The sequence below is a fragment of the Paraeggerthella hongkongensis genome (genome assembly GCF_003726035.1).
GTDB lineage: Bacteria > Actinomycetota > Coriobacteriia > Coriobacteriales > Eggerthellaceae > Paraeggerthella > Paraeggerthella hongkongensis.
This window is the reverse complement of record NZ_QICD01000012.1, coordinates 29,325-42,472: the sequence shown is the minus strand read 5'-3', so window position 1 is coordinate 42,472 and position 13,148 is coordinate 29,325. Positions and strand designations below refer to the sequence as shown.

The 13,148-nt window shown below is 64.3% G+C and carries 11 protein-coding genes; 1 reads left to right on the top strand and 10 read right to left on the bottom strand.

Going from position 1 to position 13,148, the window contains the following annotated elements; translation table 11 throughout:
* Window positions 1-101 precede the first annotated feature (101 nt).
* The 4 genes from DMP08_RS07320 to fixA form a co-directional block, all read right to left on the bottom strand.
* The gene (locus DMP08_RS07320) at window positions 102-401 is read right to left on the bottom strand and encodes a ferredoxin family protein (RefSeq protein ID WP_123192276.1); all 300 of its coding nucleotides are present in this window, start codon (window positions 399-401) and stop codon (window positions 102-104) included.
* Window positions 398-1,699, bottom strand: coding sequence for an FAD-dependent oxidoreductase (locus tag DMP08_RS07315; protein WP_123192275.1), 1,302 nt, complete (start codon window positions 1,697-1,699; stop codon window positions 398-400). The genes DMP08_RS07320 and DMP08_RS07315 overlap by 4 nt, the downstream gene beginning before the upstream one ends.
* A 137-nt stretch (window positions 1,700-1,836) precedes the next feature.
* Window positions 1,837-2,721, bottom strand: a complete 885-nt coding sequence (locus DMP08_RS07310; RefSeq protein WP_123192274.1) for an electron transfer flavoprotein subunit alpha/FixB family protein — start codon at window positions 2,719-2,721, stop codon at window positions 1,837-1,839.
* 48 nt (window positions 2,722-2,769) lie between these two features.
* Window positions 2,770-3,528, bottom strand: coding sequence for a putative electron transfer flavoprotein FixA (gene fixA, locus DMP08_RS07305; protein WP_123192273.1), 759 nt, complete (start codon window positions 3,526-3,528; stop codon window positions 2,770-2,772).
* Window positions 3,529-4,042: 514 nt separating this feature from the next.
* On the opposite strand from fixA, the gene DMP08_RS07300 reads away from it, so the two are divergent.
* Entirely contained in the window at window positions 4,043-4,828 is a 786-nt protein-coding gene (locus tag DMP08_RS07300) for an enoyl-CoA hydratase/isomerase family protein (RefSeq protein WP_114566958.1), read from the top strand.
* A 163-nt stretch (window positions 4,829-4,991) separates the two neighbouring features.
* Here the strand turns inward: DMP08_RS07300 and DMP08_RS07295 are convergent, their stop codons facing one another.
* The 6 genes from DMP08_RS07295 to ilvD all read right to left on the bottom strand — a co-directional run bounded on the left by DMP08_RS07295 (window position 4,992) and on the right by ilvD (window position 12,513).
* On the bottom strand, window positions 4,992-5,465 hold the full coding sequence (locus DMP08_RS07295; RefSeq protein WP_123192272.1) for a hypothetical protein: 474 nt from the start codon (window positions 5,463-5,465) through the stop codon (window positions 4,992-4,994).
* A gap of 99 nt (window positions 5,466-5,564) precedes the next feature.
* On the bottom strand, window positions 5,565-6,863 hold the full coding sequence (locus tag DMP08_RS07290) for a hypothetical protein (protein ID WP_123192303.1): 1,299 nt from the start codon (window positions 6,861-6,863) through the stop codon (window positions 5,565-5,567).
* A 531-nt stretch (window positions 6,864-7,394) separates the two neighbouring features.
* Window positions 7,395-8,390, bottom strand: a complete 996-nt coding sequence (ilvC, locus tag DMP08_RS07285) for a ketol-acid reductoisomerase (RefSeq protein WP_123192271.1) — start codon at window positions 8,388-8,390, stop codon at window positions 7,395-7,397.
* Window positions 8,391-8,453: 63 nt separating this feature from the next.
* Entirely contained in the window at window positions 8,454-8,939 is a 486-nt protein-coding gene (gene ilvN / locus DMP08_RS07280) for an acetolactate synthase small subunit (protein ID WP_123192270.1), read from the bottom strand.
* Window positions 8,936-10,843, bottom strand: a complete 1,908-nt coding sequence (gene ilvB / locus DMP08_RS07275; protein ID WP_123192269.1) for a biosynthetic-type acetolactate synthase large subunit — start codon at window positions 10,841-10,843, stop codon at window positions 8,936-8,938. The genes ilvN and ilvB overlap by 4 nt, the downstream gene beginning before the upstream one ends.
* Entirely contained in the window at window positions 10,840-12,513 is a 1,674-nt protein-coding gene (gene ilvD, locus DMP08_RS07270) for a dihydroxy-acid dehydratase (protein ID WP_123192268.1), read from the bottom strand. The genes ilvB and ilvD overlap by 4 nt, the downstream gene beginning before the upstream one ends.
* Between the last annotated feature and the right edge of the window lie 635 nt (window positions 12,514-13,148).

Here is a 13,148-nt window from a genome sequence, read left to right as displayed (position 1 = left end):
GCGCTTGCACCGCGCGAGGCCGAAAAGCAACCGGGCCGCAGCGCGATGCTGCGGCCCGGTCAGGCGAAACGATACGGGGATCGAAACAGGGCTTTCCGATCCTAGCCGAAGCGGTACTCCACGCCCATGGTGGGCTGGGGGTTCTCCCACTTCTTGACGATGGTCGACCCGCAGGCTATGCGGCAGGTGCCGCACTCCAGGCAGCCGGCGTAGTCGAACGACTTCGCGCCCGACTCGTCGATCTTGTAGAGGGCCGCCGGGCACACGCGCACCAGCTTGAGGAACTCCTCGGTGTCAGGGTCGTCCGCCAGCTCGATGTGGGCGTTCTCCTCGTCCACCTCGTACTTGTCCAACGCCAGGAACTCGTCGACGTTGACGGTGATGTCAGCAATAGCACTCATAGGGCCTTCGTCGCTCCTCTCACTTCGCGAGCGAGCTTGAACAGCCCGCGCTTCTTCACGATGGGCATCATGCGCTTCACGAGCGGCTTCTGCGGCGCGCCGTCCACGCTGAACATGGCGTTGAAGATCTCCTTCACCATGACGGGGTAGTCGGTGAACATCGAGTCCCAGTGCTCCATGACGTGGGGCCACTTGCTGAAGGTGCGCAGGTCCTTGATGACGAACGAGTCCTCCATCTTGGCCTTGTAGGAGGACAGCCCCGCCTCGGAGACGTCGCCCTTATCGATGGCCTCGACCGCGGCCTCGGCCGCCATGCGCCCGCTGGCCACGGCGAAGTCCATGCCGCGCACCTGGTAGCCCATGTTCATGCACAGGCCCGCCGTCTCGCCGGCCACCAGGCAGCCGTCGAAGACGTACTTCGGGATCATGTTGTAGCCGCCCTCGGGCACCATGTGGCCGGAGTGCTCCACCAGCTTCGCGCCGCGGATGATGGGCGCCACGGCCGGATGGTTCTTGAAGTCCTCGAGCATCTGGTACACCGGGTACGGGTTCGACGCGTCGGCCGCCGTGGAGATGGTGGCCACGAGGCCCAGGCTGATCGAGTCCTTGTTGGTGTACAGGAAGCCGCCGCCCACGTTTCCGTGCGTGCAGTCGCCCACGAACAGCATCGCCGCGCCCTCGCCCTCCGGGCACAGGAAGCGGTCCTCGATCTGGGAGGCCGGCAGCTCGAACACCTGCTTGATGCCCACGGCCATCTCGTTCGCCTTCGGGCGCGGGTTGCCCAGGCACTTCTCGGACAAAAGCGGGTTCACGCCCTCGGCCAGGATGACCACCTGCGCGGTGATCTCGTCCTCGCCCGCGCGCACGCCCACCACGCGGCCCGCCTCGTCCTTGATGAGCTCCTCCACGGCGATGCCGCAGATGTACTCGGCGCCCGCGTCCTCGGCCTTCGAGGCGAGCCACTGGTCGAACGGCGCGCGCAGGACGGCGTAGGAGTCCTTGCCTTCCTCCGCCAGTTCGTCGCTCGTGAAGTCGACGGCCATGCTCGAGCGCGCGTCCAGAAGCGCGATGCGCTCGTGGGTGATCTTGCGCTCGAGGGGCGCCTCCTGCTCGAAGTCCGGGAAGACCTCCTTGAGCGAATGCGAGTAGATCCGCCCGCCCGTCATGTTCTTGGCGCCGGCGAAGTTGCCGCGCTCGACCACGAGGACGCTCTTGCCGGCGGACGCGGCCACGTAAGCGGCCACGGCCCCGGCGCACCCGGACCCCACGACGATGATGTCGAAATCGGTCTCAGACACCTTTCATCCTTTCTCGTCTTATGAAAATCAACAACACACCAGCTTCACCGCAAAAGCCCGCTCGCTCGCCTGACCAGCAAGGTTCGAGCTTCTTGAAGCGGGAGGCCTCCATGAGCCCTCCCGCAGATCGAAGCTTTCTACAGCACTGCCGTCAAAGCCGGCAGCACATCCTTGATGTCGCCCACCAGGCCGAAGTCGCACTGCTTGAAGACCGGCGCGTTCTTGTCCTTGTTGATGGCGAACATCGTGCCGGCGCGATTGCAGCCCACCATGTGCTGCATCTGGCCGGAAATGCCACAAGCCACGTAGACCTTCGGCGACAGCATGAGGCCGGACACGCCAACGTAGGTCTCGGTGGGAAGCCAGTCCACGCCCTCGGTCAGCGGACGCGAGCAACCCAGGCCGGCGCCCAGCTTTTCGCACAGCGCGCGAGCCAAGTCAAGCTCGGACTCCTCCGCGAAGCCACGGCCCGCAGCCACGACCACGTCAGCCTTGCCCAGGTCAACGCCGCTCTTTTCGATGGGCTTGGAGGACACGAGCTTCACCGGATTGGCCGGGGCAACCCAGGCCACGTCCTCGACCGCGTTCGCGCCGCTTGCCTCGGCGCCTTCGAACGCGCCAGCGGAAACCGTGTAGATGGCCACGTCGCCCGCAGCCTTCTGCACGCGCTCGGCCACGCCGCCGAAGTACAGGCTCTTCGCGCCGTCAGCGGCGAATTCCATGACGTCGGTGATAACGGCGGCGCCCGCATGCGCGGCCAGGCGGCCAGCGATCGTCTTCATGTGACGCGTGGGCTCGACCAGCACGACGCTCGGCTGCTCGGCGTCGAGCACGGCGATCACGGTATCGGCGGCGTCGTCCAAAACGGAGCCTTCGGGTACGGACACCTTCGCCACTTTGTCGGCAACGGCAGCGGGCGCATCGCCAAAGGAAACGAGGACGACCTCATCGGCCATGGTGCGGGCTCCGGCGGCAAGCTCGCGGGCAGCGTCGGCGCGCTCGGCAATAACAAGTGCTTTCATGGGTATGCTAGCCTTTCTCTCAGACAGCGGATTATCGGAAGACGGAACCTACAGGGCGGCCTTGAGGGCTGCAGCGAACTGCTCGATCGCGCCATCAGCCGAAGCGTCGAGGATCTCGAGCTTGCGGTCGGCCTGATCGGGAGCCTTGCAGGAGACAACGTCGATAGCGCCGTCGACAGCCGCCTCGGCACCGGCCACGTTCATCGGCTTCTTGCCGGCGGCCAGGATGTCCTTCATGCCGGGAATGCGGGGCAGCGCGATATCGGGCGACACGGACACAACGACGGGCAGGGGCACCTCGACGGTTTCGACGACGTCCTCGAGCGTGCGCTCGACGATGAGCGACAAGCCCTGCGCCTCGATCTTCGTGGCGCCGTTCACCACGGGAAGGCCCAGCTTCGCGGCCAACTGCACGTCAACCTGCTGCGCATAGTTGTCAGCGGAGCCGTCGCCGCACAGGATGAGGTCGAACGCGCCCACCTTGCCGACCAGTGCGGCCAGCGCCTCCGCCGTTGCGCGGGCGTCCATGTTCGCGTACGCGTCGTCGGCGGCCATGAACAGCTCGTCCACGCCGCGAGCCAGCACGTTCTTCTTCAGCTTGGAGTCGTCGATGGAAGCGGGGCCCGCCGTCATCGCGACCACCGTGGAACCGTCGTTGGCCGCAGCCAGCTGGGCGGCCGCCTCGAGGGCGTTCAGATCGTACGTGGACACGATGCCCTTGGCCTTGGAATAATCCAGGGAGCCGTCCGCGGACACCTGGATGTCCTGATCGTCGGGAACCACCTTGAAAGCAGCAACGATTTTCATCCTGTACCTTTCCCTTCTCGTTTGCCTTTGTAAAGCGTTCGGACGCGATCCGCCGCCTTCGAGGGGAACATGCGGCGGATTCGGCGCGTTGAGAGCAGTTTGCACCGCTCGCCGCGCGGCGTCATCGCAAGATCGCCGTGAAAGCATCATTACTTACAATTTGACTATGCCTGCGCGCCCGTCCGCGCAGGCTCCATCGCCCGCGCGGCGCCACGGCGCAACACCGCGCCCCCGCCGCGGGAAGCACTGCGCAAACGCGTTTCATAGCCCCTGATCAATGGCATCATTACGTATCCCTACTACTTTTTTTGCGATGCACCGATTTTTAAGTATCGCCGAATTACCATGCGCCTTGCGATGCAACGGCATAGCTGCGATCGCTAGTATTCAGGGCAGTTGTTCGAGCGAGCAAAACACGACGGCGGCACGCTGCAATCGAGCCGAATCACGTGCGGAACATCGCTCGGCGCCACGCGCGGCTTCGCGCGAAATCGCAACCAGTCAAGGAGGAGCAATGGCAGATTACTATGGTACCGACACCGTCGTATCCGAACTTCGCGAGGACGGTCTGCTGATCATCCGCATCAACCGCCCCGACGTGGCGAACGCCCTTAACGGCGTCACCTCCAAGGCCATGGAGAACATCATGAACAACGCCGAGACCGATCCCGCCGTGCGCGCGATCATCGTCACCGGCACGGGCAAGGTGTTCTGCGCGGGCGAGGACCTTTCCGAGCTGAGCGAAGGCGGCGAGTGCCAGACCGTGACCGAGCACGGCTTCGGCGGCCTGACCGCGCGCCTGTGCTCCAAGCCCGTCATCGCCGCATGCAACGGCTCCGCAGCTGGCGGCGGCATGGAAATCGCCCTGTCCTGCGACATGGTGGTTGCCGCCGAGAACGCCAAGTTCGGCTGCACCGAGGTCGGCTTGGGCATCATCGCCTCCACGGGCGGCATCGTGCGCCTGGCACGCGATATCAACCGCAAGGATTGCATGGAGCTTCTGCTGACCGGCAAGAAGATCAAGGCTCCCGAGGCCAAGGCTCTCGGCCTGATCAACTACGTCGTGCCGGCCGAAGAGGTCATGGACCGCGCTATCGCGCTGGCCGAAGAGTGCCTGAAGAACGCCCCTCTCGCCCTCAAGTGGACCAAGAACATCGTGCACGCCGCCGACCAGATGTCCGAAGAGGATGCCATGCGCTACTCCGACGCAGCGTACCGCTTCCTGGAGAAGACCGCCGACGGCATCGAAGGGCCGGCCGCGTTCGTCGAGAAGCGCACGCCGGTTTGGCAGGGCAAGTAACTCTTTTTTCAATCCCACTCGGTCCGCGCGGGCATTCGCGCGGCCATCCGCCACGTGCCCGGGCTGCGCAGCCCGGGCACGCTTCGTTGGAGAACGGAACACCGACGCGGCAAGGAAGACGCTTCTCCGCCCCACCCTTGCCGCGTCGCTCCACGCCGTCAGCTTACTCCACGGCAGACATCACGCCGCCGTACATCTTGTACCCGACGGCCTTCGATTCGCAGTAAACGCTCTCGACGTTCAGGGCCGCTTTTGCCTTTTCGATAAGGCCGATCACCGCTTGGTCGCTTCCGTGCACGCTATCGAACACGAGCGTATCGTTTTGGATGATGGCGCCGTCTTCAGCGGCGTAGCCGCCTTCGGCCTCGTACACCGTGTAGCCCGACCCTGCTTCGACGAACAGCGGGATGAGAATGTCCTTCGCCTCGTCCATCGTAAGCACCTGCTTGCCAGCATCCTTGTCATACAGCCCGAAGTACAGGCAGTACACGATCTCCTGCTGGTCGGTCACGCCGTTGACCAGCGACGGCGGCTCCTGCGAAGCTTCCTGCGCGCCCGTGCATCCGGCCATCACCGAAACGGCGAGCGCCGTTGCGCACGCGCACGCGCACAGCTTCCCGAACGTTTTCTCCTTCATAGCAGCCCCCTTTATCTCAATGCGACCTATGGTAACACCGAGCTTCAACGGCTGCGACCGAAATCAAGCGAGCGAAGCATTTCGTTCGCAAGAAGGCTGCTACGAGGCCGTTCCGCGTCCGGCGACATCGTCAAGCTCGCCCGTGAGACGCTCTTTGAGCGTCAGCTTGCGCGGGGCGAACGGATGGGGCAAAGGCACGTCGCGGCCGATGGATCGCATCGCGATGTCCCACAGCACTCGACTGCCGCAATAGTACAGGTAGCGTTTTCTTATCTGGGGAATCTCCTGCTCGTCGAAGGACCCCGATTCGGCGAGCCCATCGAGGATCGCGTCGCTTCTTTCTTTCGCCACGGCCCTTCGCCACGCGAGCACCGCGTTCGCCACGAACACGCCCACCGTATAGGGCAGCACCAGCGCCCGAACGAGCGCGATCATGTCCTCGCGCCGATAGCTTGAGAGCGCCGCAGCCTGGCTTCCCAAAAGACTCGCGTCCAGCGCGCGGCCTTCGCTCGAGGCAACCCATTGCTGCACGTCGGACACCCACACCCCCGCAAACACGATGGCCGCGCCCGAGAGCACCGCCGCCGCCAGCCCCATTCCCTTGAGCCACCAGCGAACGCTGCCCATCCAGTATTGGGGAACCGTATAGGTGTACAGCAGCAGCAAAAACGCCGCGAACACGATCGATGCGCCCACGATCAGCGGATCCTGCTGCAAGAAGTAGTCGGTAGCCACCTTCAGAACGCTTTGAACCTGGTACAGCCAGGAAAACCCGCCTGCCAGCATGGTTTCGGCGGACAGGCCCCAATCCTGCACAACGGACATGACCCAGGAAAGCAGCATGCTGGCAACGGCCACGATGATGAAGAACGCCGGCAACGTGACGGACACGCTGGCCATACCGCGCAAAAAGGCTCCGTCGAAACGCAGCGCAAGAAAGTAGAGCAGCAAGAACCCGCCCATGAGCACCGCGGCGAACGCCAGGTACGTGGCAAGCGTGGAAGGAATCGCCACATCCGGGAAAAGCGAGAGCACCGCGCGAACGACCAGCGCGAATACCGCCGCCGCTACGATGGAGCCGCAACTGAGGACCAACGCTCGCTGCACGCGATCGCGGTCGGTGTCAAGCTCGTCCACCCCGTTGCGCTCCACGACGTCGACAAGTTCCAAGTTATGAATGCGCCGCATAGCGCATGCCGTCTTCAGCGAAAACGCAACCGCAAGCGGCAGGAACAAGATCAGGCCGACCCAGGCGGGCAGCGCGGCGCAAAACGCTGCGAACAGAAGCACGGGAATCCCCCACCGATACCAACTGTCGAACGGACGGGCAACCCAGACGCGCATGCGCCGCATGCACGTCATCGCAACGCGCTCGATATCTTCGATAGCCGAATTCATATCAGCAGTGTACGATCGAGCACAAGGGCGAACAAGCAACGCCACGGAAACGACGAAAGGCCGGCCATGCGACACGCAAGAGCGCATTTCGACGTTCATCGCATCAGAACAAAGCTCTGAACGGGGATGATACGATACAGGCTGCCCATGTGCGCACACGGAGGCTCGCCCAACAACCCCAAAGGGAAAATCAGCCAGCGAACGCCCTGTTCGCTGCGCAATCGAGAACCGCCGAGCGAACAGGACCCATCGGGCGCAATTCGCCCAGGCGCGACCGGTTGAGGGCATGCGGCGCCGCGTGCGAACGCACGCCGCCGATCGCGAGAAATCGCACGCAGGCAACGGAGATCCGCCTGCGCGCCTGATCGCAAATCGGGGAACTTACCCGACGATGCCCGACCAGACGCGCCCGCTCCGCAAGAGCGCACGCCGCCAAACGCAGGCGGGCGGCGCAAGCTCGCGCCTGCACCGCCCGCGTTTCGCGTCCTCACATGAAAAGCTACGCCCTCCCTGGCACGCGTAGCGCCCCGGTTAGTGGCGGGCGAATCTGAACATCGAGCGAATGCCCACGCCCACTTCCTCGATCGGAGCGTTGCCATGCTCCATGCGCTGCTCCTGCAGCCACTTCTGACCGTTCTTGGAGTCTTCCATGAACTCGTGCGCGAAGCTGCCGTCCTGGATGCGCGCGAGGATGTCCTTCATCGCGGCCTTCGCCTCGTCGCCGATGACCTGCGGCCCGGCATAGTAATCGCCGTACTCGGCCGTGTTCGAGATGGAGTAGCGCATGTTGGACATGCCGCCTTCGTACATGAGGTCCACGATGAGCTTCATCTCATGGAAGCATTCGAAGTACGCCATCTCGGGCGGATAGCCCGCCTCCACGAGCGTTTCGAAGCCGGCGTTGATGAGCGCCGTCACGCCGCCGCAAAGCACGGCCTGCTCGCCGAACAGATCGGTCTCCGTCTCGTTCTTGAACGTCGTCTCCACCACGCCGGCGCGCGCTCCGCCGATGCCCCACGCATACGACAGCGCCACGTCCTTGGCGCGCCCCGACGCATCCTGGTGCACGCAGATGAGGCACGGCACGCCCGCCCCTTCGGTGAACACGCGGCGCACCATATGGCCCGGGCCCTTCGGCGCGATCATGATCACGTCGACGTCCTGGGGCGGCGTGATGTAGCCGTAATGCACGTTGAAGCCGTGCGCGAACGCCAGGGTGTCCCCCGCCTTGAGATGCGGTGCGATCTCGGCCTCGTACGTAGCCGCCTGGGTCTCGTCGGGCGTGAGGATCATGATGAGATCGGCCTCTTCGGCCGCCTCGGCCACGCTCATCACCTGCAAGCCCGCCGCGACGGCCTTTCCGCGCGAACGAGAATCCTCGCGCAACCCGATGCGCACGTCGCATCCGGAATCGACCAGGTTCAGCGCATGGGCGTGACCCTGGCTTCCATAGCCGATGATGGCGATCTTCTTGTCCTGGATGAGCTGCGGGTTCGCGTCGTTCTCGTGATAGATCGTAACAGCCATGTTCGTTTTCCTTTCTATTGGCTGATGGTACCTTGCTTGGACTTTCGGAAAAGCCGCGGGAAGCTACACGTCCTTGCTGTTTCGGGACATGGCTATCTTGCCGGTGCGGATGATCTCCTTGATGCCGTAGGCGCGGAAAAGGTCTTCCATGCCCTTGAGCTTGTTCTCGTCGCCGGTAGCCTCGATGGTAAGCGAGCTTTTTCCCACATCGACGATCTTCGCGCGGAAGACGTTGGCTATCTCGATGATCTCGCTGCGCCGTTCGGGCGATGCGTTCACCTTGAACATCACCAGCTCGCGCTCGATGGCGGCGTCGTTGGTGAGGTCAGTGATCTTATGCACGCTGATCAGCTTATGAAGCTGCTTGGTGATCTGCTCGAACGCAACCTCGTCGGCCTTGACGATGGCCGTCACGCGCGACATGGTGGGATCTTCGGTGGGACCGACGGACAGCGACTCGATGTTGAAGCCGCGCCGCGAGATGAGCCCCGTCACGCGCGAGAGCACGCCGGGCTTGTTCTCCACCAGAACGGATAGGATATGCCTCATCGTCCCTCCCCTTTCTGCCCGGCTGCGGGCACGTCGATGCGCACGGCGCCCACCGCCACGTCGATCGCCCCCATGACCTCGTCGAGCGCGCGGCCCGGCGCTACCATGGGGTACACGTTCTGATCGCGCGAAATAGCCACGTCAAGCAAATAGGGGCCCGGCGCCTCCAGCATGCGCGCAAGCGCTGCGTCCAGCTGATCGGGATGCTCCACGCGCTCGCCCTGCCAACCGTAGGCGTCGGCCAGCTTCACGAAATCGGGCGTGGCGTCCAGCAGCGTAGCGGAGTAGCGGCCCTCGTAGAACAGCCGCTGCCACTGGTGCACCATGCCCAGGCAGCGATTGTCCATGATGAGCACCTTCACCGGCGTGCCATGCACGGCGGCCGTGGCCATTTCCTGGCTGTTCATCTGGAACGACCCGTCGCCGGCCACGCACACCACGCGCTTTTCAGGACAACCGATGGCCGCGCCGATGGCCGCCGGGAAACCGAATCCCATCGTGCCCAAACCGCCCGACGACAAGAACGTGCGCGGCGCTTCGCGATCGATGCTCTGAGCCGCCCACATCTGATGCTGGCCCACTTCGGTGACCACGATGCTGTTCTGCGGATCAAGCAGGCCCGACAGCTTTCGCATGACCACCTCGGGCACGATCTCCTCGGGACTGTCCCCCAGGTCAGGATGGTAGAACGGGTAACGCGAGCGCCACGCCGATATCCTCTCGACCCAATCGCTTGTCGCAGGCTGCGCGTTCTCCTTCTCAAGCGCCGCCACGATGCCGCCCAAAACGCCCTTGAGGTCGCCCACGATGGGGATCTGCACCTCGCGGACCTTGCCGATCTCGGCGGGGTCGATGTCGATATGGATCACGTCGGCGTGGGGCGCGAACTCGTCCAGTTTGCCCGTCACACGGTCCGAGAAGCGAGCCCCCGCGGCGATGATCAGGTCGCTCTCCGTCATGGCCAGGTTCGCGTACTTGGAGCCGTGCATGCCCACCGGCCCCAGGTTGAGCTCGTGCGAGGCGGGAAACGCCCCTTTGCCCATGAGCGTGGTGACCGCGGGGATCTGCATGAGCTCGGCCAAGCGGATCAGCTCGTCGGCAGCGCCGGACGACACGATGCCGCCGCCCACGTACAGCACGGGGCGCTCGGCCTGCTTGATGCGGGCCACGGCTTGCTTGATCTGCTTGGCGTTGCCGCGATACGTGGGCTTGTAAGACGGCAGGTTCACGTCATCGGGATACGCGAACACCATGCTCTCGGACGCAAGGTCGCTCGGCACGTCGATGAGAACCGGGCCGGGGCGGCCGGTCTTGGCGATATGGAATGCCTCGCGAAACGTCCGGGTCAGCTCGTCGGTCGATTGCAGCAGGTAGCTGTGCTTGACCACCGGCATGGAAATGCCCACGATGTCCGATTCCTGGAACGAGTCCGTGCCGATCACGCCGCGCGGCACCTGGCCCGTGATGACCACGAGCGGCACGCTGTCCATGTAGGCCGTCGCAATGCCCGTGACCGTGTTGGTGGCGCCCGGTCCGCTGGTCACGATGACCACGCCCACGTTTCCCGTGGCGCGGGCGTACCCGTCCGCCTCGTGCACCGCGCCCTGTTCGTGCCGGGACAGCACGTGCGTGATCTGCTGGGAATCGTACAGCGCATCGTACATCTTGATGGCCTGACCGCCCGGATAGCCGAACACCACGTCCACGCCCTCGGCCTCAAGGGAGGCGATCACCGCTTCCGCCGCGATCATCGTGGATCCTTGCTTGGCGGTGCCGCTTCCCAGCCCGCGCGGAGCGCCCACCGCAGCCGCGCTGGCCGCCCGCGGCGCCGACGCTTTCTGCCGACCCGCCGCGCCGCACGCGGCAGGCTCGCCCGCATCTCGTTCTTCAATTCGTTCGCTCATGAGACGTACGCCCCCTTGTCTGCAGATGAAACGAGCTTCGCGTATTTCGCGAGCACGCCATGATCGTGTTTCGGCGCGGGAAGGCGAAACGCCTCGCGACGCCGGGAGAGCTCGTCGTCGCTCACGTGCAGGGTGAGCGCGCCTCCTTCGATGTCCACCGTCACCCGATCGCCTTCCTCGACGAGCGCGATGGGCCCGCCCGCGGCCGCCTCGGGGCTCACGTGTCCGACGGCCGGGCCCTTCGTTGCGCCCGAGAAGCGTCCGTCGGTGATGAGCGCAACGCTTGTGGACAAGCCCATCCCCGATATGGCCGACGTAGGCGTGAGCATCTCGCGCATGCCCGGGCCGCCCTTGGGGCCCTCGTAGCGAATGACCACGACGTCGCCCGAAACGATCTCGCCCGCGTAGATTGCCGCGCAGGCCGCCTCCTCGCTGTCGAAGCAGCGCGCCGGACCCGTATGCTTCATCATGGACGGATCGACCGCCGACTTCTTGACAACGGCCCCGTCGGGCGCGATGTTGCCATGCAGCACCCGAAGCGCGCCCACCGGCGAGAACGGGTTGTCGTGCGCGCGGCACACCTCGCCATCGGCCGGCTTCGTGCACGACGCCAGATAGTCGTCCATCGGCCCCATGCACGTCACAGCCGTGTGATCGAGCAGCCCGAGCTTCGCCAGTTCGTGCATGACCACCGGCACGCCGCCCACCTCGTACAGGTCGCTGAGCGGGCGCGGGCCCGAAGGCTGCAGCTTCACCAGATGCGGCGTGCGCGCGCTTGCGGCATCCCAGTCGTCCATCGTGATAGGGCACCCCGCCTCGCGCGCGACGGCCGTCAGATGCAGCACCGTGTTCGTAGAGCCGCCGAACGCCATATCGCACTCCATAGCGTTGTGCACGGCGGCGGCGTTCACGATGTCGCGCATGCATACGCCCTGCTCCAGCAACTCCATCACCTTCATACCGGCGTGCTTTGCCAGGCGAATGCGCTCGGAATAGACCGCCGGCACCGTACCGTTGCCCGGCAAAGCGATGCCAAGGGCTTCGCACAGGCAGTTCATGGAGTTCGCCGTGAACAAACCTGAGCAGCTGCCGCACGTAGGGCACGCCGTATCCTCGTAGCGCTTGAGTTCTTCTGCCGTCATGGATCCCTGTTGAACGGCGGCCGCGCCGTCGAACAGCGTGTTGAGGTCGGTGGAGGGACCGCAGCCGCCGGGTCGCTTTCCGGCCAGCATGGGGCCGCCGGACACGAACACCGTGGGGATGTTCACGCGCAGGGCGCCCAGCAGCATGCCCGGCACGATCTTGTCGCAGTTGGGGATGCATACGAGCGCATCGAAGGCGTGGCCCTGCACGGCGCATTCCAAGCTGTCGGCGATAACCTCGCGCGACACGAGCGAGTAATGCATGCCGTCGTGGTTCATGGCGATGCCGTCGCACACGCCGATGGTCGAGAGCTCGAACGGCACGCCGCCCGCCATGTAGATGCCGGCTTTGACGGCCTCGGCGATCTTGTCCAGGTTGTTGTGTCCGGGGATGATGTCGTTTCGGGAGTTGAACACCGCAACGAGCGGGCGTTTCAGCTCCTCGTCGGTGATGCCGTCCGCCTTGAGCAGGCTGCGGTGCGGCGCGCGGGCAACGCCGGCGGTGACGGCTTCGCTTCTCAGCTGCATCTGGCTCCTTCCTTCGAGTCCGACCATAAAAAAATCCTGTTGCACGTAAGCTGCACCAGGACCTCAGAAGGAAAACGGATACGACGCGACGAAGACGCGCGGCCTATCTCAATCGGACTGATAACGGAGTCGCCGGTTCAGCCTACTTGCCCGCGGGTTCCCGAAGATCGTCCGGGTGGCCCGCGCAACGTTCGAACCGAACTGCTCGGAGGTGGCGTTCAGGCCGCCCACCACCGGCTCGCAGCATCCGCCGGCTCTCTGAAGATGGGTTCGTCCCTACTGTCCTCGTCAACGCATTTCGTTCTATGAAGTTGTTGCAGGCCAGTATACCCCAGCTTGCCGCGCGCACAAGCGAAACTTCGACAGGTGCGCGGCCCACGCAGGAAATTCACACGGGGCAACTCGGAAATGAGACGGACAGGACCGAGAGTCAACGCCGAAAACAGTCGTGTTTCGCTTCAGCGCCAGAACGCACCATGCATGCCCAAGATGACAATCCGTCAACCAGTCAGTCAGAACCGGGCAACGGTTTTGCCGGCAAACGCAGCGAAAAGCGCCAAAACCGTACACTTGCCTTTTACGCAAGCATTCCGAAGCCAATGCGGGGCGCGCCGCACGCCCGCCATGGATCGTCT